This is a genomic window from Pseudarthrobacter sp. NPDC092419, assembly GCF_044755045.1.
Taxonomy (GTDB): domain Bacteria; phylum Actinomycetota; class Actinomycetes; order Actinomycetales; family Micrococcaceae; genus Arthrobacter.
Genome location: NZ_JBIVQF010000001.1, coordinates 374,276 through 393,463, shown reverse-complemented (window position 1 = coordinate 393,463; position 19,188 = coordinate 374,276). Strand labels below are relative to the sequence as shown.

Sequence of the window (19,188 nt, the reverse complement as noted above, 5' to 3'; positions counted from 1 at the left end):
GCGGCCCAAGGGCGCTTTGGATAGGATTGGGTCTTCGCCTGGCGGGGGCAGTTGCCCGTCCGGACGCCCCAAACCTAAGGAACGGCATGACCAGCACCCCGGCGGCCCGGGCCATTTTTCTCGACATCGACGGCACCTATGCGGACCACGGACTGGCCCCGGAAGCCCACGTGGACGCCGTGCAGACCGCCCGCAAGCTGGGCCACCTCGTCTTTGTCTGCACCGGCCGGCCGTTGTCCATGGTTCCGGACCACATTCTGGCGGCCGGTTTCGACGGAACCATTACCGGTGCCGGCGCGCGGGTGGAACTCGGCGGGGAGGTCCTGAAAGATACGCGGTTCGAGCAGGACCTCGCGGCGCGGATCGTGGAGGTCCTGGACGCCCACGATGTCGCCTACATTCTGGAAGCGCCCGAGGCACTCTACGGCCGGGAAGGCGTGGACCAGCGGCTCCGGCGGGTCCTCGGCCCCATCTTCGAAAAGAGGGCGGCAGCCGAGGGCGGTTCCCCGGCCGCTGGGAATGGCGCAGGGCACCATGCCGCCGGTCAGCATGCCGGCCGGCCGGATCCGCTGGAGGACATCCTTGGCCCGGTCCAGTACGGCGGAGACCTCCGAAGGGCTTCCTACGCCAAGATTTCCTGCTTCGATGCGCCCCTGCCGCTGCGCGAACTAACCGATGCGCTGGGCCCGGGCGTCGGCCTGATCCCCAGTTCGCTGTCTGCGTTGGGTGACGGGGCCGGGGAAATCTTCATGGCCGGCACGCATAAAGCCGTGGGCATCCAGGTGATCGAAGAGCGCCTGGGGCTGGACCGGGCGGACATCGTGGCCATCGGCGACAGTTCCAACGACATCGAAATGCTGGAGTACGCCGGGACGGGCATCGCTGTGGAAGGCGGACACCCGGCTGTGCTGGCGGTCGCGGACCGCGTCACTGCCGGGCCGGCGGGCAATGGCGTGGCGCTTGCCTTCGCGGAGCTGGGCCTGCTGGCGCCGGACGCGTCCACGCTATCCACATAGCGGCTTTGAGTGCTTCCCGGTGTCCTACGACAGGCTTGCCGATGCCTGCCGTGCGGCCGGGGCGCCGGCCAGCCCGCTTTCCTGATGCGCCGCCGCAGGAGAGGTCCCTAGGCCCCGGACCGTCCAGCCGGCATTCCGCCAGGCCGCCGCGTCCAGGACATTACGGGCGTCCAGGACCATCCGCCGTCGTACCAGCGTGCCCGCATCACCGGGGGAGAGCCTGCGGTACTCATCCCACTCAGTCAGGAGCAGCACCAGTTCGGCATTCTCGAGGGCGGGCGCGGTTCGGCTCTCGAAACGAAGCCGCGGGTAGCGCCGCCACGCGTTGTTCACGGCCTTGGGGTCGGTAACGGTGACATGGGCGCCGGCGGCGGCGAGGCGGTCGGCCACGTCCAGTGCCGGCGAATCACGGATGTCGTCCGTGTCCGGTTTGAAGGAGGCGCCCAGCACCGCGATGGTCCGGCCGGACACGCTTCCGCCACACATCTGCGCCGCCAGGTCCACCGTTCGCTGCCGCTGGTCAAGGTTCACCGAGTCCACCAGGCGCATCCAGTCCCCAATGGCGTCGACGCCGAGGTCCCCGGCCTGCTTGCGGAAGCTGCGGATGTCCTTGGGCAAGCAGCCACCGCCGAAACCCAGCCCTGCGTGCAGGTACCGGTTGCCGATCCGCGGGTCCAGTCCCATCGCTTCGCTCAGCTCAGCCACATCTGCTCCCGCTGCATCGCAGAGTTCAGAGACGGCATTAATGAAGCTGACTTTGGTGGCCAGGTAGGCGTTGGCCGCGGACTTGATGAGTTCGGCCGTGGCGAAGTTGCAGACCAGCCGGGGGATTCCGGCCCGCAGCAGCGGTTCATACACAGCGTCCAGGGCTGACGTGACGCCCTGCGCAGCCCCCGTGGCAGGACTGAAGGCACCGGCCCGGCCGCCGGGAACGCCATAGACCAGGCGGTCAGGCACCAGCGAATCCTTCACGGCCGTTCCCTGCCGCAGGAATTCCGGGTTCCACCCCACGTGCACGTCCGGGCGTCCGGCAAGGACGCCCCGGAGCATCTCCACCGTGCCCACGGGAACCGTGGACTTGCCCACGACGGCGGCACCGTGCGCCAGGTGCGGAAGCAGGGCTTCGGTGGCGGAGAGGAGGTAGCTGAGGTCGGCCGCGTCGGACGTCTTGTCCTGCGGTGTTCCAACGCAGAGGAAATGCACCTGGGCATCGCGGGCTGCTGCCGGATCGGTGGCGAAGCGCAGGCGGCCAGTGGCGCGGCCATCCTGCAGCAGTTCGTCGAGCCCGGGTTCATGGAACGGGGCATTCCCGCGGGCCAGTTGCTCCACCTTGGCTGTGTCGACGTCGATACCCACCACGTTGTGACCCATGGCGGCCAGGGTGGCGGCATGGACGGCTCCGAGGTAGCCACAGCCGATGACCGAGATATTGAGGACACGGGATTTCATGGGGATGCCTTTCACTGGGGTGCTCCGGCCCGGGTTGCCGGGATTGATGCTGCCTGGCGGGCCGCCAACTGCGCTCCGCGGCCACGGGCTGCAGGGGCACCTTCATGGATGGCGGCTGAATAATGGCGGACCAGTTCGGCGCTCAACGCGGGCCAGGTCCGGTCCTGGACGGACGCATGCGCTGCGGCCGCGAAGGCCCGGCGCTTGGCATCGTCGCCCATCAGATCCACCACGTGGGCGCGCAGGGCGGAGAGGTCGCCTGGCTCATAGAGCCAACCGGTCCGGGAGTTTTCAACCAGGTCCAGCGGCCCTCCGCGTCCGGTGGCCACCACCGGAACGCCGGAGGCCATGGCTTCCTGGATGGTCTGGCAGAAGGTTTCGAATTCGCCCGGATGGATGAACAGGTCAAAGGACGCGACCGCCCGGGCCAACTGGTCGCCGCCGAGGAAACCGGTGAAGACTGCATCCGGCAGGGCGTCCTCCAGCGCAGCCCGTTGCGGGCCGTCTCCCACGATCACCAGGCGCGTGCGCGGCACGGCGGCCAGGGCCGCCAGGTCCTCCACCTGCTTTTCCACTGCCAGCCGGCCCACGTAACCGATGATGCGTTCGCCGCCCGGGGCAACGGCGGCCCGCCAGGCGTCGTCGCGCTTGTCCGGCGAAAACCTTGCAGTATCCACACCTCGACGCCACATCTGCACCCGCGGAATGCCGCGGCCGCGCAGCTGGTTCAGTGCGAACGTGGAGGGCGCCAGGGTCCGGGTGGCCAGCAGGTGGATGTTTTCCACCCGGCTCCAGGCCCAGTTTTCCAGGAACGGGACGCCGTAGCGGGCTGCGTAGCTGGGGACCTCGGTCTGGTAGATGGCAACGGTGGGAATTCCCAGTTGGTGCGCCGCCTGTGCGGCCCGCCAGCCCAGGATGAACGGGGAGGCCAGGTGGACCACGTCCGGTGCGTAGTCGGCAAGGATTCGCTTGACCCGGTACACACCGCCCATCGCCACCCTGACATTCGTGTAGCCTGCCAGCGGCACTGCCGGCAGGCGGTGGATACGTGCTCCGCTGACTTTCTGCGGTCCAGCGTCTCCGCCCTCTTGGCCCGCCGGAGCGATGACCAGGACGTCGTCGCCGCGCTCCTGAAGATGCTCCAGGACCCGCAGGATGGAGTGCGTGACCCCGTTCATCAGGGGCAGGAATGATTCAGCGACAATTGCGATCCTCACTCCTCCACCGTGGGCGTCCCCCTTGACTCGGTGGGGGAGAAGGGGTGGCGCGGAGGGAAAAGTTGGGTAAACAGCAGCCTGGGAGGGGGCAGACCTCCGGCCGCCGGCGGCAATTTACTAAGTAGGCTTTTCTTTTTGTACTAAGCATGCTTACTGTAGAGGGGCAGCCAGCACGAAGCCTCAAGCAGCCGGGGCGGAGGCGGCCGCCGGGGAACATCCCGGGGCCGGTAGCTCCATTGCTGGCGACCCCACGCAACGACATATCCAAAGGAGACGTCATGCTCAACAGGGAAAACATTGAAGACCTGCTCACCCGGAACGGCCATGTCATTGGGTCTGACGGCGAGAAGATTGGCGGCATCGGCCAGCTGTACGCGGATGATGACACCGGAGAGCCCACGTGGGTGACTGTCAAGACCGGGCTGTTCGGAACTTCGCAGTCCTTTGTACCGGTGGAAGGGGCCCGCACTGAGGGCGATGACCTCGTGGTCCCGTTCGCCAAGGAGCACGTCAAAGACGCTCCCCGCGTAGAGGTGGACGGCCACCTCACCCCGGAGGAAGAGGACCGGCTCTATACGCACTACAACCGGGAAACCCGCAGCTACGCCGATACCCGTAATGACGTGGACCTCCAGGGCGATGCCGACCTGAATGCCGGCACGCCCACGGCGGGTCTTGGCCGTACGGCGGGCCACGACACCTCGGGCCCCAACACCGACGACGCCATGACGCGCTCGGAAGAGCAGCTCCACGTCGGCACTGAGCGGCAGGCCACAGGCCGGGCCCGCTTGCGCAAGTACGTCACCACGGAGAACGTCACCACCACCGTTCCCGTGCAGCGCGAGGAGGTCCGCCTGGAGCGGGAGCCCATCACGGACGCGAACCGTGGCGCGGCACTCTCCGGGCCGGACCTCAGCGAGGAGGAGCACGAGGTCACCCTCCATGAGGAGCGGCCCGTTGTGGAGAAGGAAACCGTTCCGGTGGAACGGGTCCGCCTGGATAAGGACGTGGTCCAGGATGACGTCACCGTCAGTGACGACGTCCGCAAGGAGCGCATCGAAGCCGACGGCCTTGATGAAGACCGCAGGCTCTAAGCCCTGCTGCCGCTAAGCAACCGAAGGTGCTGCCGCCACGTGCGGCAGCACCTTCGGTGTGTGCGGCAGTAGCAGGCGACCGCGTTATTGACGCCGCTCCCGGATCGACGAAAACGCTGATGCAGCCGAAGCCGGGGGGCTTGGCTGCACCAGCCAGTAGTACGAACATCTTCAGAACTTACGGTTCATCTCTCATTCGCGGCTCCTGTTTCCCGGTGTTGGGGTCCGGGCCTTGGCCGGCCGCGGCAGCTACGGCCGGATGTAAAAAGCATCTGCCCGGTCGGCACCGACCCAATCGTGGGCCTTTTGGAGGACGCCGGCGGTGGGTGTGACACTGCTTACAGTTACCTGCAATTTTACGGCCAGCACAGGAAAAAAGCGCTGGAACCCGTCCGCGGGCCGCCCGGGAACGGCGGCTGCAGAGCCTGTCGGTCACCGGAGCGCAGGGCTTGCCGTGGCACCATTGAGCACGATGAAACTGCGTGCTGATCAGACCGGAGACCGTGGCCTTCCCATGCCCTTGTGGCTGCAGGGCGCCCTCGAAACGGCGCAGGCGGCCTTCATTTCCGCGCTGGCGGTGATCGCGCCCATCGTGGCTGTGTGGGCCGCCGCCGGATTCCAGCAGGGAGACTTCGCCACCCTTGCCAGGCTGGCCGGACAGTCCTGGCTCCTGGTCCACGGCGTACCGCTGGAGCTCTCCGGAGGAGGCACCGAAGCGGCGGCCAACATCGACTCCGGCGTCCTCACCCTCGTTCCGCTGGGACTGACCCTTATCCCGTTCCTCCTGGCCTGGCGGGCCGGGCGCCGGCTCGCGCGGGCCTCATACTCCGACCAGTTGTGGCAAGCTCTCCTGGGCTCCTGGGTGGTATACGCCGCCTTTGGAACAGCCACCGGTTTCGTCTGCCGTACCGCGGATGTCGGCATTAACCCCCTCCACGCCCTTCTGGTTCCGCTCATTCCCTTCGCGCTGGGCATGATCATCGGCGCCCGCCGCGAAGCCGGCTCCTGGAGCAGGCTCATCGGCGTGGACGCCGTTGACTGGATCTCCCGCACCAGCCAGCATTCGCGCTGGGCGGGCTCCTACATCGCCTCGGTGGTAAAGGCCGGCTTCGTGGCTGCCGTCGCGGCCGTGGCGCTCGCCGCCTTCCTGCTCGCCCTGGACCTTTTCATCCATTGGAACCTTGTGGTTTCTGTCTATGAAGCGCTCGACGCCGGAATTGTCGGAGGTGCCGTCCTCACCATCGCGCAGCTGGGGTTCCTTCCCAATCTGGTGATCCTGGCCCTCGCCTGGACCTCCGGCGCAGGCTTTGCCATGGGCGTCGGCTCCCAGGTGGGCCCGCTCGGAACCGCCGTGGGTCCGCTGCCTTCCATCCCGGTACTGGCCGCCATTCCGTCCGGGCCGCTGGATTACGCGTTCGCGGTCCTCATCATTCCGGTGTTCGCGGGTGTGCTGGGCGGCTGGTGGTTTCTCCGCGAGGGGGAGAACCACTTTGACGAATGGCTCTCCATCAAGGTCCACGCCCGCTGGTTTACCGCGTCGCTTTCCACTCTGGTGCTGGGCGTACTGGCCGGGCTGGTGGCGGGCATCATGGCCATGGGACTTGCCTGGGTGGCACATGGTTCGGCCGGTATCGGCCGCCTCACCGACATTGGGCCCGACCCGTTGTGGACGGCAGTCTGGTTGGCCGCGGAAGTGGGCGTCGGCGTCGTGATCGGTTATGCGGCCGGCCCCTGGCTGGAACGCGAGCAGGCAGCCAACGCCGAACCCGCGCACGCATCCTGACGCCCGGCAGCTACCGCAGTTGGGTGGGAAGCGAGCGTTCCAGCTGCACCCGGCACGCGGAAAGGGCCTGCTCCGTCAGCGCCTGCCGCGAGCAGTCCTGGTAAGCGCGCACCGGTTCGAAGAAGACCGCGCTGACCAGGATGATCAGCACCATCAGCACCGACACCACCAGCCCGGAGATGGTCCCCACCAGCACCAGCCGGGAGTCCTTAAGCCGCGCCCAGCGGATCAGCAGCACCACGCCCAGAACCAGGCCCGCTGCGGTGAGCAGGGCTGTGAGCCACAGGTGGCTGACGTCCAGCTGGTAGACGAAGAAGGCGCCCAGCACTGTGGGGACGAAGATCCGGAACAGGGTGTGGGTCGTGGCCAGGGAGGCTTTGGCCGCGTCGCTGAGGGGAGGTTTGCTGCGCAGCGGTGCGCCCGGTTCCGGCGGGGTGTTCATGTTTTCCAGCGTACGCGAGCGTGCCCATAAGCTAGACCAATGCGCATCGTAGTCCTCGTTTCCGGCACCGGGTCCAATCTCCAGGCGGTCATTGACGCAGTCAAGGCCGGAGAATTGGACGTGGAGATCGCCGCCGTAGGTGCCGACCGGCCAGGGACGTACGGCGTGGAACGGTCCGCGGCCGCCGGCATCCCCACGTTCGTGGTGGACTTCAAGGCCTACGCCGACCGGGCGGACTGGGACGCTGCGCTCACCGAAGCCGTGGCATCCTACGCCCCGGATGTGGTGGTTTCCTCCGGCTTCATGCGGATTGCCAGCCCCGAATTCATCGATGCATTCGGCGGCAAGTACCTCAACACCCACCCCGCGCTGCTGCCGGCTTTCCCCGGGGCGCACGGCGTCCGGGATGCGATGGCCTACGGCGTCAAGGTCACTGGCTGCACTGTGCACTGGGCGGATGCAGGCGTGGATACCGGCCCCATCATCGCGCAGGAAGCGGTGGCTATCGAGGACACCGACACCGAAGAAACCCTGCACGAGCGCATCAAGGTGGTGGAGCGCCGGCTGCTGGTCTCAACCCTCGCAGACCTGGCCACCGCCCAGGCCTGAACGTTTTCGACGCGCATATTCGTTATCGACCCGCTGGTGCGCCGGTGCGGCCCATATATGAGGCGCGCCCGCGCACCAGAGCGTCGATTCCCGAGACGAGCGTCGAAAACGTAAGCTACTCCAGCCGGCGCTGCTTGGTCTCCGGCGAGAAGAACGCCATCCAGATGATCGCCAGCAGCACCAGTCCGCCGGCAAGGGCGAAGGACGTGGCCAGGCCCAGCTCCGGCCAGAAGTAGTTCGCAAAGACCAACGGCCCGAAACCGGCACCCAGCCGCGAGAACGTGGACGCCCAGCCGAAGCCGGTCCCGCGGAGTTCCGTGGGGTAGAGCTCGGACACATAGGCGTAGAGCACGGGGATGGCCACCTGCACCACGAACCCGAAGGCCAGGAGCCAGAACACCGCCGCGGTGGGGATATCAACCACGACGGCGACAATCACCAACGTGAGCGCGGACAGCGGGCCGGTGACCGCCAGGATCCACTTGCGGCCCACGCGTTCCACCAGCAGGGCGGCCACCACGACACCCAGGAGCCCGACGGCGGCCATGGACGCTGTGGTGACGAAAGCCTTGTACTCGGCGAACCCGGCGCCAATGAGGATGCGCGGCATCCAGGTCAGGGCCAGGTAGTAGACCAACAGGATGCTGAAGAACAAGGACCAGGCAGCGGCAGTGATCTTCCAGTTGAACTGCCATACCAGCCGCAGCTGCTGCCACGCACTGCCGGCGGACAGCCGCGGCACGGACTGCGCGTCGGGCAGGCTGTAGGCGCGGGTCTCAGCGCCGGTGGCGGCGACAAGGCCGTCGATGACCTTGGCCGCCTCCTCCCGCCGTCCCTTGCGGATGAGGAACAGCGGGGACTCCGGTACGCTGCGCCGGACCCAAAAAACCAGCAGCGCCGGCAGGACCATGACCACCATGGTGAACCGCCAGTCGGCGAAAGCAGCCATCAGCCCGGCAGAAACAAAACCGGCCAGCGCGGCCCCCACGGGCCACCAGCCGTCCATGGCGGTGAGCACCTTGCCGCGCTGCTTGCGGGGGGTGAATTCGCCCACCAGCGCGTAGTCCACCGGGATGCAGCCGCCCAATCCGAACCCGGCCATGAAGCGGAAGATGCAGAACCAGACGAAGTCGGGGGAGAAGGCACCCAGGACCGTGAAGAGGGAGAAGATCAGCAGCGTGGCCGTGAAGGCTTTCTTGCGGCCGATGGTGTCCGCGATGGTTCCCCAGATGAACGCGCCCAGCGCCATGCCGATCAGGTTGGAGGTTCCCACCCAGGCTGCTTCCCCGGGTGTCAGGGACCAGTGCTTGGAGAGCAGCGGAATGAGGATGCCGTTCAGTGTCACATCCCAAGCGTCGAACATGAAACCAAGTCCGCCGATCAGGAAGATCCGCCCCTGGACTTTCCACCGCCAGGGCAGTTCCTGGACCACCTGTTCGCCGCTGGGCACCGTGGTGTAAATGTTCATTGCAGCCTCCTGTGAAAACTCTAGCCCGGGCCGCAGCCGTTCACAGTCGCGCACACACGCCTGGCCACGGACGCTTCGCGATAAACTGGCCCTATCCCCACCAACCGCGGCACTGGTCCGCGAGATAAGACGGAGACATTTGTGAGCTTCACGCAGCATGAGCGCGTATCCATCGACCGTGTTCCCATCCGCCGGGCGCTGATCTCGGTTTACGACAAGACCGGTCTGGAGGAGCTCGCCCAGGGCCTGCATGCCGCCGGCGTGAAGCTCGTCTCCACCGGTTCCACCGCCAAAAAGATTGCCGCCGCCGGGATCCCGGTCCAGGAAGTCGAAGAAGTCACCGGTTCGCCGGAGATGCTCGACGGCCGCGTCAAGACCCTGCACCCGCGCGTGCACGGCGGCATCCTCGCCGACCGCCGCGTGCCGGCCCACATGGACACCCTCGCCAGCATGGAGATCGAAGCCTTCGACCTCGTCGTGGTGAACCTCTACCCCTTCGTGGAAACGGTAAAGTCCGGAGCCGCGCAGGACGACGTCGTGGAGCAGATCGACATCGGAGGCCCCGCCATGGTGCGCTCCGCCGCGAAGAACCACGCCGCCGTCGCCATCGTGGTTGACCCCGGCTTCTATGGCCAGGTGGTCGCGGCGGCAGCGGAAGGCGGCTTCGACCTGAAGACCCGCCGGCGCCTGGCCGCCAAGGCTTTCGCCCACACGGCCTCCTACGACAACGCCGTGGCCACTTGGACCGCCAGCCAGTTCCTGGATGAGGACGGCGACGGCACCATTGACTGGCCCGCCTACGCCGGCCTGTCCCTGGAACGTTCCGAGGTGCTGCGCTACGGCGAAAACCCGCACCAGCAGGCCGCCCTGTACGTGGACAAGGCTGCGCCCGTGGGCATCGCCCAGGCCGACCAGCTACACGGCAAGGCCATGAGCTACAACAACTTCGTGGATGCTGACGCCGCACTCCGCGCCGCCTACGACTTCAGCGAACCCGCCGTCGCCATCATCAAGCACGCCAACCCGTGCGGCGTCGCGGTAGGTTCCACGGACGCCGCGGACCCCATCGCCGATGCCCATGCCAAGGCCCACGCGTGCGACCCCGTCTCCGCTTTCGGCGGCGTCATCGCGGCCAACCGCACGGTCACCACGGGCATGGCCAACACGGTCAAGGACATCTTCACGGAGGTCGTCATCGCCCCGGGCTTCGAGCCGGAGGCCGTCGAGATCCTCGCCAAGAAGAAGAACATCCGCCTGCTCGCCCTGCCCGAGGGCTACGGCCGGTACCCCACGGAGTTCCGCCAAGTGTCCGGCGGCATGCTGGTCCAGGCCAGCGACAAGGTGGACGCCGACGGCGACAACCCCGCCAACTGGACCCTCGCCGCCGGCGACGCTGCGGATGAGAAGACCCTCGCGGACCTCGCCTTCGCCTGGACCGCCTGCCGCGCCGCGAAGTCCAACGCCATCCTGCTCGCCCAGGACGGTGCCGCCGTCGGCATCGGCATGGGCCAAGTCAACCGACTGGATTCCTGCCGCCTGGCCGTGGAGCGGGCCAACACGCTCGGCGTCACGGTGGAGTCCGACGTCGAAGGCGCCGGCGGTGCCTCAAACGCCAGCGGTGCCGGAGCGCCGCAGCGCGCCCGGGGTGCCGTTGCGGCCTCCGACGCGTTCTTCCCGTTTGCCGACGGACTGCAGATCCTGATCGACGCCGGTGTCCGCGCCGTCGTCCAGCCCGGCGGATCCGTCCGGGACGAGGAAGTCATCGCGGCAGCGAACACCGCGGGCATCACCATGTACTTCACCGGAGCCCGCCACTTCTTCCACTAGGCCCCACCGGCACCCTCACCTCGCTTCGTCCGCCCCGGGCTCACTGCCATCGCAAGCTCGGCCCGGGAACCCCGCCGGTGTGGGCCCACGTACCGGTCGTTTTCCCGCGTGATAACGACCAGTACGGAGCAATGGACGGTGCTTAACGTGCGACGGCGCCCGTCCCCTTTCCAGGGAACGGGCCCCGTCGGTGGTTCTACCGGGAGTCCGGGCCGGCGGGGTGCGGGCCCTCGGGGTCCGGGGCTTCCGGATCCGGCAGGACGATTTCCCGCGGTTTGGCCTCCGCCATGCGTTCCGGCGTCCAGTACTCCAGGCTTTCCTCCGGTGCCGGGTTCACCGGTGAGCTGCTGACGGTGTCCCGGTCGGGGTGCTCCTGCTTAGAGGGCCCAGGCCCGGAAGACCGCTGGTCAGGAGACTGCTGCACTGTTGTAAGTGGACTGGATGACTGGGCCCCAGTACGGGCCGTACATCACCGCCATGCGGTTGTAGCCGTAGCTGTTCACGGAGTTCTGTACCCCGCTGGAACTGGTGCCGATGAACCACGGGCCGCCGGAGGAACCGCCCGTCATGTCGCAGCTGATGCCCTGGCTGTTGAACTGGGGGTTGTAGGGATCGTTGGACGCGGCGCCGGTGCAGCTCTTGAGGGTTTCGCCGTTGAAGGGTGAAGCTGCCGGGTAGCCGAAAGCCTTGTAGGAGAGGCCGCGGTCCTGGTTGAAGGCAACGCCGGAGCCGCCCACGACGTCGCCCAGGCGCTGGCCGCCGGCGTTGGTGTTGACGACGGCAAAGCCGGTGTCATAAGTCATGTCGCCGTTGGCGCTCCACTGGGTGGGGGCGAAGAGCTGGTTGGCGGCCCACTTGCCGTAGGGGGCTGCACCGTTCTCGTAGGCAGGGACGAAAACCCAGTTGGTGGCGAAGGCGCCGGGGCCCTCGTTGAGGCAGTGGCCGGCAGTGGACACTGTGCTCTTGTTGGTGGAGGCCACGGAGTTTCCGGAACAGACATAGTTGTAGCCGCCCATGGTGAAGAACACCTTGCCGATGTGCGAAACGGGGTTCTCGGCGGCGGCAATGGTGGGCTTGCCCTTGGTGGAGGGAACCTTGGTGGCCTTGCCCTGGACAGCCTTCGACGCACCGGAGGCAACGCCGCGTTCCACCGCACGCTTGGCGAGCACGTCGCCGGGGATGGCGTTGCGCATGCGCTCGGCCGTCCAGTACTCGGCCACACCGGCGGTGGCCAGGGATGCGCGTGCAACGGACGGGGTTCGCTGATCGTCGGATGCGGCCGGGGTGGCGGTGGCTCCGCCGGCTCCAGTGAGGGCCAGAACGGCAGCTGCCGAGAGGCTCAGGAGGCCGGAGGCAAGAGACCTGGTGCGTGTCATGTTTGTCCTGTCTGAACTGTGAATACTGCCCCGCGGGGGCCGGAGTTGACGAAGTGAACCTACCGCGATATGACAACTTTGTAAATAGGAGTGACCTATCATGTAGCGCTGTAATGCTGCGCCCGGACGGGTAACCAGCGCCGGCCGTGGGGTTCAAACGGCACTACTCGGGTAAGTTAGAGACGGTGAAACAGACCTATATTTCACAACCTAGCCGACCCACAGGGAGACGCCCGCGCATGTCCAAGATTATCTACACCCACACCGACGAAGCGCCGATGCTGGCTACCTATTCGTTCCTGCCCATCATCGAGGCTTTTGCTTCGACCGCAGGTGTGGAGGTGGAGACCCGCGACATATCGCTCGCCGGCCGCATCATCGCCGTTTTCGGTGACTACCTGACCTCGGAGCAGCAGATCGGTGACGCCCTTGCTGAACTGGGCGAACTGGCGAAGACGCCGGAAGCCAACATCATCAAGCTGCCCAACATCAGCGCGTCCATTCCGCAGCTTAAGGCCGCCATCGCGGAACTCCAGTCCCAGGGTTACGCGCTGCCGGACTACCCGGACAACCCCTCCTCGGACGAAGAGACCGCCGTCCGCTCCCGGTACGACAAGATCAAGGGTTCCGCAGTGAATCCGGTCCTGCGAGAGGGCAACTCGGACCGCCGCGCTCCGCTTTCCGTGAAGAACTACGCACGCCAGAACCCGCACTCCATGGGTGCCTGGACCGCAGACTCCAAGACCAACGTGGCCACCATGGGCCAGGACGACTTCCGCTCCAACGAGAAATCCGTGGTCATGGACTCCGAGGGCACCATCGCCATCCAGCTGGTCCGTGAAGACGGGTCGGTCAAGGTCCTGAAGAAGGCTTTCCCGGTCCTGGCCGGCGAGGTCATCGACGGCACCGTGATGCGCGCCGCCGCCCTGGACGAGTTCCTCAAGGCCCAGGTGGCCCGTGCCAAGGAAGAGGGCGTGCTGTTCTCCGCCCACCTGAAGGCCACCATGATGAAGGTCTCCGACCCCATCATCTTCGGACACGTGGTCAAGGCCTACTTCTCCGAGCTGTTCGAGACCTACGGCAAGCAGCTCGCCGCCGCCGGCATCAGCCCCAACAACGGTCTGGCCGCCATCCTCAGCAGCCTCGAGGACCTTCCCGAGGACGTCCGCGAGGGCGTGCAGAACCTGATCAAGAAGGGCATGGAGGACGGCCCGGCGCTGGCCATGGTGGACTCGGACAAGGGCATCACCACCCTGAACGTCCCCTCCGACGTGATCGTCGACGCCTCCATGCCCGCCATGATCCGCAGCTCCGGCCACATGTGGGGCCCGGACGGCAAGGAAGCCGACACCCTGGCGGTCCTGCCGGACAGTTCCTACGCCGGCATCTACCAGGTGGTCATCGATGACTGCCGCGCCAACGGCGCCTACGACCCCACCACCATGGGCACGGTCCCTAACGTGGGCCTCATGGCGCAGGCGGCCGAGGAATACGGCAGCCACGACAAGACCTTCGAGATCCAGGAAGCCGGCACCGTCCAGATCGTTGACGGCTCCGGCAACGTCCTGATCGAACACCAGGTCTCCGAGGGCGACATCTGGCGCGCCTGCCAGACCAAGGACCTCCCCATCCGCGACTGGGTGAAGCTGGCCGTCACCCGTGCCCGCGCCTCCCAGACCCCCGCCGTGTTCTGGCTGGACGAGGAGCGCGCCCACGATGCCAACCTCATCGCCAAGGTCAACGAGTACCTCAAGGACCATGACACCGAGGGCCTGGACATCCAGATCATGTCCCCGGTCAAGGCCATCGCCTTCACCCTGGAGCGGATCCGCAAGGGCCAGGACACCATCTCCGTGTCGGGCAACGTCCTCCGCGACTACCTCACGGACCTGTTCCCCATCCTGGAACTGGGCACCAGCGCCAAGATGCTCTCGGTGGTTCCCCTGATGAACGGCGGCGGGCTCTTCGAGACCGGTGCCGGCGGCTCCGCCCCGAAGCACGTCCAGCAGCTGCTCAAGGAAAACCACCTGCGCTGGGACAGCCTGGGCGAGTTCCTGGCCCTGGCCGTCAGCTTCGAGCACCTGGCCACCACGACCGGCAACGCCCGTGCACAGGTCCTGGCCGACACCCTGGACCGCGCCACCGGCACCTTCCTGCTGGAAAACAAGTCCCCGAGCCGCCGCGCAGGCGAATTGGACAACCGCGGCAGCCACTACTTCCTGGCCCGCTACTGGGCCGAGGAACTGGCCAAGCAGACGGACGACGCCGGCCTGGCCGCCTCGTTCGCTGCCGTCGCCGACGCCTTGTCCTCCCAGGAAGAGACGATCGTAGGCGAGCTGGCTGAGGTCCAGGGCTCGCCAGTGGACATCGGGGGTTACTACCACCCGGATAACACGAAGACGTCCGCTGTGATGCGTCCGTCTGCCACCCTGAACAAGGTTCTGGCAACCCTGGGTTAATTCCCGTGCCGCCGCCGGCAACCCAGACGGCGCACACGGCAGAGGCGGTGCCCCGGACAGCCCGGAGCACCGCCTCTGGCGCTATTGGCTCAAAATCCGGGTTCCGCCGTCGTCCGTGGGTGATACGTCCGTGGCTGTTGTGTCCGTTCGTGTCGGGGCCGTCAAAGCCTGATCAGCGGCGGCTTCCCCGGTGCCTTGCAGGGTCACCCCAGCACCGGCTGCCACTACCAGGGCGATTCCGGCCAGGACCGTCGGCCCGGGCACCTGCCCCAGGACAACCAGGCCGATGGCGGCGGCGATGGCCGGCTCTACGCTCATCAGCGTGCCGAACGCCGCCGCCTTCAGCCGGCGCAATGCCATGAGCTCCAGGCTGAACGGGATGACGGGCATCAGCAGCGCCAGGCCGGCGCCGGCCAGCAGGACGGGCCAGTCGAGGTGACCCACGACGGCGGGGCCCGCTACGAGGGTGGTGGCCGCGGCGGCGACCGGCATGGAGATGGCGAGGGCCTGCAGGCCGCTGGCTTCGTCGCCGGCGCGCTGGGTGAGGAGGATGTAGGCCGCCCAGCAGGCGCCCGCACCGAGTGCGAAGAGGATGCCGGGCAGGTCCGCGCCACCGTGCCACGGCTCGGTCAGGGCAGCCACGCCGGCCGCGGCAACGAGCGCCCACCACCGCCCGGCCGCCCGCCCACGGACCACTGCGACGCCCAGCGGACCCAGGAACTCAAGGGCGCTGGCCGTGCCCAGCGGAATCCGGACGGCTGCCGCCATGAACAGCAGCGTCATTCCGGCGGTGACCAGGCCCAGGAGGATGCAGGTCATTAGCCCGCTGCGGCTCAGCGCGGCACGCCACGGCCGTGCAAGGACCACCAGGATCACTGCCGCCCAGGACAGTCGGAGCCAGGCTACGCCGTCCGGCCCAAGCTGGTCCGCCAAGCCCACCGACGCCGCGAGGCCCAGCTGGACGAAAACCATCGCTGCACCGGCCATCGCCGTGCCCGTGCCGGCTCCTGCAAATCGGCTCCCGGCCGTTGTTGAGAATCCCATGAATCAAGTAGAACGGTCCCGGACCTTCCGCGTCCACGTGGGAATGACTGGCAAATCGTTCAGGATTTGCGGACAATGGCCTCTATGGAGACCCGCCGGCTGGAAGTGCTTGTTGCTTTGGCTCGGCACGGGTCCATGCGAAACGTCGCTGACGCCCTGGGCACTACCACCTCTACGGTCTCGCAGCAGCTGTCGGCCCTGGCCCGTGAGGCGGGGACGCCGCTGCTGGAGCCCCTCGGCCGCGGCGTCCGTCTCACTCCTGCTGGCAGGCGGCTGGCCGAACGCGCCGTGGACATCCTCGCCTCGGTGGAAGCGGCAACGGCGGAACTCGATCCGCGCGCCGAGCCAGCCGGAACCGTCCGGGTGGCGGGCTTCGCCACGGCAGTCAGGAAGGTGCTGATGCCCATCGTCGGAGACCTGGCACGGATCCATCCGGAGGTGCGCATCGATGTCCGGGAACACGAGCCGGCAGAGGCACTGGCTCTGCTGTCCTCGGACGCAGTGGACCTGGCCCTGACTTACGACTACAACCTGGCGCCGGACGCAAGCGCGGCCGGCTTCGAGTCAACGCCGCTGTGGAGCACCCCATGGAGCCTGGGCGTGCCCGCCGACGTGGCCGCCGCCATTGGACCCGCACGCCGGTCGAACCCGGGGGAGTGGCCGCTGCCCGCGCCCGACCTGTTCCACCGCCTCCGGGATGCGGACTGGATCGGCAACTCCCGCAACAGCGCCGACGAGGAAGTGCTGCGGCTGGTCTCTTCCATGGCGGGGTTCGAAATCCGAGTCCGGCACCAGGCCGACAGCCTGGAACTGGTGGAGGACCTCATCATCGCCGGGATGGGGGTGGGACTGCTGCCCGCCGACCGGACCCCGCGCCCGGGAGTCGCACTGCTGCCGCTGGCAAACCCTGACCTGCGGATGCGCGCCTATGCCCGCACACGACGGGGCGGGGGTGCCTGGCCCGCAGCAGCAGCGGTACTGGAGCTGGTCCGGGAACGGGCGCGAAACGCAGCCGGGGACGCGGATCAGGAGGCGCAGCCGCCCAAGGGGGCGCCGGCGTCGTCCGCTTTTTAGTCCTTGTCCCTGCCCTTTTGTTCGGGCGCCTCGGGCTTCTTGTCATCGCTCTTGCCCGCGTCACTCTGGTTTGACTGGGTCGATTCCGTGGCCTCGGGGGTGGCCGGGACAGTGGGCTGCGGCGTGGGGGTTGTCGAAGGCCGCGGCGTGGCTTTCGCGGCGGCAATGGCACGATCCAGGTCGGCGCGTACAGCTGTGGCGATGGTGGTGATACTGCGGTGCCGCTCCTCGGTGATGCGGCCGCTGTCCTTGGCTGCCCGAAGCTCCGCCTCAAGCCCGTCCAGGGCCTTCAGCGCGGCCTCGGGCTTGTTCTGGGACGACGCCTGTGTAATCTCCAGGACCCGGGCCTGAAGCTGCCGGGCAGTGTCCCGCTCCAGCCCGGTCTCGGCCTGCCCACAGCCGGTGAGCAGGAGGGTAGCGGTGAGCACCGCGCTAACCCACGCGCGTTTCACGGCTTCACGCTTTCCTGCAGTTCCTCCAGGTGGGCGCCCAGCGTCCCGGTCACCGTGGGGTAAGGCACGACGTCGGGAGCGGTCTGGGTGGACAGGCTCATCATCAGTGCCGCCACCGCCGCCAGGGCCACCACGGCGGCAAGCGTCACCGCGATCCAGAAACCCTTGGCACGCGACGACGCCGCGCGGCGTCGTCGTTTGCCGGAGGTGGCCGCCGCTGCTGCCTCCTGCAGGTCGTCCACCGACTCCTCAGCCGTGATGGTGGGCGGCCGGAGCGGCATCGCCGGGAGGACCCTGGTGGTTTCGGCCGCCAGTTCGCCGGGCGTGGATGCCGGCGAGACGAGCGCCTGGCGCAGGACGGTTTCGATATCCTCCGCAGCGGGGCGGTCCAATGGATCCAGCGCGGTCATGGAGCGGATCAGGTCCGCCCACTCGGCCGGGACGTCCTCCGGGATTTCGGGGGCGCGGTGAAGCCGGGCAACCGCGGATTCCACGGCGCCGCCAGGGTATTCCACGGTGCCCTTGATGCATTCGAGCAGAACCAGGCCGAACGAGTAAATATCGGTGGCGGGGGAGAGCGGCTGCCCCATCGCCTGCTCCGGGCTCAGGTAGGCGGCGGTACCCACCATCGTGCCTGTGGCCGTCAAGCGGGTGGCGTCAACGATCCTGGCGATGCCAAAGTCCGTCAGCTTGGGGCGGAGCGGTTCGCCGGGGCGGATCTGGACCAACAGGATGTTGCCGGGCTTAATGTCCCGGTGGATGATTCCCAGGCCGTGGACGTAGGCGAGGGCGTCGGCGATGCCAGCACCGATCACGGCCAGCTCCTCCAGCGGGACCCGGCTGTGGCGGATACGGCTGCGGAGATCCTGGCCCTCCACCAGTTCCATGGTGAGGAACGGGCGGGGCTCATCCGGAACGCGGTTGTCGATGCCGGCGTCGAAAAGGGTGACCAGTCCGGGGTGGTTGAGGGTAGCCAGGAGCTGGATTTCCGCTTCCTGCCGTTTGAGTTCATCCGCATCAGGGGCCTGCGGTGCAAAGAGCTTCAGGGCTACGTCGCGGTGCAGGTTTTCGTCGTGCGCGCAGTAGACGGATGACATTCCGCCGCGGCCAATGACCTCGCCCAGCCGATAACGTCCGCCAACCACTTCATTTTTGATGGAGCTAGGCGATTCCGCCACCATGTCCCGTTCCTCCCGGTGCGCTGTGGCACTGTCGTACCCCAAATTATACCGGCGTAACGGGAGAACCGGATCCAGCGCCGGTTGCAGGGCCGCTTCCGGCGGCCGGGCATGCCGACGGTCCGGCAGCGGATATCTTGCGCATTCGCCGCCGGACCACCGGTTACAAGGACATGTGTGCTGATGACATGTTCTGCTTTACGCGTGCTTCTGGTGGGCTGTCCTCCTTCCTGTCCGGGTGCCTGATGCGGTGCCGGCCAGGGGGCCTAAACCGTCTTCCGCTGACGCAGCATCAGGAGTCCTGCGAATACCAGGAGCAACGCGAGCGGAGCCAGTGACGCGTCGGCGCCGGTGGCTGCCAGGCCTGCGGAACTCCTCGCGTTGCTTCCTTCAACAGCTGCGGCAATCGCTCCGCCTGCGGACGTGGATCCCGCCGCAGCGGCGCCCAGCGTGCCGCCGGCGCCGATGGTTGAGTCGGTGCCGTCTACAGTTCCGGCAGCAGAACCGCTGCCGTCAATGCCGGCGCCGCCGGAGCCCTGGACGCCCAGCAGGCCGTCGCTGCCGGAGCCGGTGCTGCTCCCGGTATCAGTGCCGATGGTGCCGGTGCCGCTGGTGTCTCCACCGGCGCTGCCGTCGGTACCCACAGAGCCGGCAGTACCGGCGTTCAGGACGAGGGCGAAGCCGGCGGCGGTGGCGAGGG

General features: G+C 67.3%; 16 protein-coding genes and 1 pseudogene. 7 read left to right on the top strand and 10 right to left on the bottom strand.

Translation table 11 applies throughout. The annotated features are described in order from the left end of the window. Positions 1–86 precede the first annotated feature (86 nt). Positions 87–1,016 carry an HAD hydrolase family protein gene (locus ACIQC0_RS01780; protein WP_400532301.1) on the top strand — a complete coding sequence of 310 codons (930 nt, stop codon included), beginning with the start codon at positions 87–89 and terminating at the stop codon, positions 1,014–1,016. 24 nt (positions 1,017–1,040) lie between these two features. Here the strand turns inward: ACIQC0_RS01780 and ACIQC0_RS01775 are convergent, their stop codons facing one another. Both ACIQC0_RS01775 and ACIQC0_RS01770 read right to left on the bottom strand, forming a co-directional pair. After that, entirely contained in the window at positions 1,041–2,465 is a 1,425-nt protein-coding gene (locus ACIQC0_RS01775; protein WP_377215234.1) for a UDP-glucose dehydrogenase family protein, read from the bottom strand. An 11-nt stretch (positions 2,466–2,476) separates the two neighbouring features. Further along, positions 2,477–3,682: a glycosyltransferase family 4 protein gene (locus tag ACIQC0_RS01770; protein ID WP_400532300.1), complete on the bottom strand. Its 1,206-nt coding sequence runs from the start codon at positions 3,680–3,682 to the stop codon at positions 2,477–2,479. A 278-nt stretch (positions 3,683–3,960) separates the two neighbouring features. Here ACIQC0_RS01770 and ACIQC0_RS01765 point away from each other — a divergent pair, with 278 nt between their 5' ends. Next, complete coding sequence (locus tag ACIQC0_RS01765) at positions 3,961–4,776, top strand: DUF2382 domain-containing protein (RefSeq protein ID WP_377215236.1); 816 nt, start codon at positions 3,961–3,963, stop codon at positions 4,774–4,776. Between the two features lie 472 nt (positions 4,777–5,248). Further along, positions 5,249–6,559: a DUF6350 family protein gene (locus tag ACIQC0_RS01760; protein WP_377215237.1), complete on the top strand. Its 1,311-nt coding sequence runs from the start codon at positions 5,249–5,251 to the stop codon at positions 6,557–6,559. A 10-nt stretch (positions 6,560–6,569) separates the two neighbouring features. On the opposite strand, the gene ACIQC0_RS01755 is transcribed toward ACIQC0_RS01760, so the two are convergent. Then, positions 6,570–7,001, bottom strand: coding sequence for a hypothetical protein (locus ACIQC0_RS01755; RefSeq protein ID WP_400532299.1), 432 nt, complete (start codon positions 6,999–7,001; stop codon positions 6,570–6,572). Between the two features lie 39 nt (positions 7,002–7,040). On the opposite strand from ACIQC0_RS01755, the gene purN reads away from it, so the two are divergent. After that, positions 7,041–7,610 (top strand): phosphoribosylglycinamide formyltransferase, encoded by a 570-nt coding sequence (gene purN, locus ACIQC0_RS01750; RefSeq protein WP_400532298.1) that lies wholly within the window; start codon positions 7,041–7,043, stop codon positions 7,608–7,610. A gap of 115 nt (positions 7,611–7,725) precedes the next feature. On the opposite strand, the gene ACIQC0_RS01745 is transcribed toward purN, so the two are convergent. After that, complete coding sequence (locus ACIQC0_RS01745) at positions 7,726–9,078, bottom strand: MFS transporter (RefSeq protein ID WP_377215240.1); 1,353 nt, start codon at positions 9,076–9,078, stop codon at positions 7,726–7,728. A 141-nt stretch (positions 9,079–9,219) separates the two neighbouring features. Between ACIQC0_RS01745 and purH the strand changes: the two genes are divergently transcribed. Next, positions 9,220–10,905 (top strand): bifunctional phosphoribosylaminoimidazolecarboxamide formyltransferase/IMP cyclohydrolase, encoded by a 1,686-nt coding sequence (purH, locus tag ACIQC0_RS01740; RefSeq protein WP_400532297.1) that lies wholly within the window; start codon positions 9,220–9,222, stop codon positions 10,903–10,905. 196 nt (positions 10,906–11,101) lie between these two features. Here the strand turns inward: purH and ACIQC0_RS01735 are convergent, their stop codons facing one another. Together ACIQC0_RS01735 and ACIQC0_RS01730 are read right to left on the bottom strand one after the other, a co-directional pair. Beyond that, the gene (locus ACIQC0_RS01735) at positions 11,102–11,242 is read right to left on the bottom strand and encodes a hypothetical protein (RefSeq protein ID WP_377215242.1); all 141 of its coding nucleotides are present in this window, start codon (positions 11,240–11,242) and stop codon (positions 11,102–11,104) included. A 70-nt stretch (positions 11,243–11,312) separates the two neighbouring features. Further along, positions 11,313–12,281, bottom strand: a complete 969-nt coding sequence (locus ACIQC0_RS01730; RefSeq protein WP_400532296.1) for a trypsin-like serine peptidase — start codon at positions 12,279–12,281, stop codon at positions 11,313–11,315. A gap of 239 nt (positions 12,282–12,520) precedes the next feature. Here ACIQC0_RS01730 and ACIQC0_RS01725 point away from each other — a divergent pair, with 239 nt between their 5' ends. Further along, entirely contained in the window at positions 12,521–14,740 is a 2,220-nt protein-coding gene (locus ACIQC0_RS01725; RefSeq protein ID WP_400532295.1) for an NADP-dependent isocitrate dehydrogenase, read from the top strand. An 81-nt stretch (positions 14,741–14,821) separates the two neighbouring features. Here the strand turns inward: ACIQC0_RS01725 and ACIQC0_RS01720 are convergent, their stop codons facing one another. Further along, a complete protein-coding gene (locus ACIQC0_RS01720) occupies positions 14,822–15,784 on the bottom strand; it encodes an EamA family transporter (RefSeq protein WP_400532294.1) in 963 nt (320 codons plus the stop codon). A gap of 75 nt (positions 15,785–15,859) precedes the next feature. On the opposite strand from ACIQC0_RS01720, the gene ACIQC0_RS01715 reads away from it, so the two are divergent. Continuing rightward, positions 15,860–16,858 carry a LysR family transcriptional regulator gene (locus tag ACIQC0_RS01715; protein WP_400532293.1) on the top strand — a complete coding sequence of 333 codons (999 nt, stop codon included), beginning with the start codon at positions 15,860–15,862 and terminating at the stop codon, positions 16,856–16,858. Here the strand turns inward: ACIQC0_RS01715 and ACIQC0_RS01710 are convergent. From ACIQC0_RS01710 to ACIQC0_RS01700, 3 genes and pseudogenes are all read right to left on the bottom strand, one after another. Continuing rightward, a complete protein-coding gene (locus ACIQC0_RS01710; protein ID WP_400532292.1) occupies positions 16,855–17,310 on the bottom strand; it encodes an FIMAH domain-containing protein in 456 nt (151 codons plus the stop codon). The two genes, ACIQC0_RS01715 and ACIQC0_RS01710, sit on opposite strands and share 4 nt — an antisense overlap. Beyond that, positions 17,307–18,491: a serine/threonine-protein kinase gene (locus ACIQC0_RS01705; protein ID WP_400532291.1), complete on the bottom strand. Its 1,185-nt coding sequence runs from the start codon at positions 18,489–18,491 to the stop codon at positions 17,307–17,309. Before ACIQC0_RS01705 ends, ACIQC0_RS01710 begins: the two co-directional genes overlap by 4 nt. Before the next feature lie 263 nt (positions 18,492–18,754). After that, a pseudogene (locus ACIQC0_RS01700) lies at positions 18,755–19,188 on the bottom strand (hypothetical protein); the annotation flags it as partial.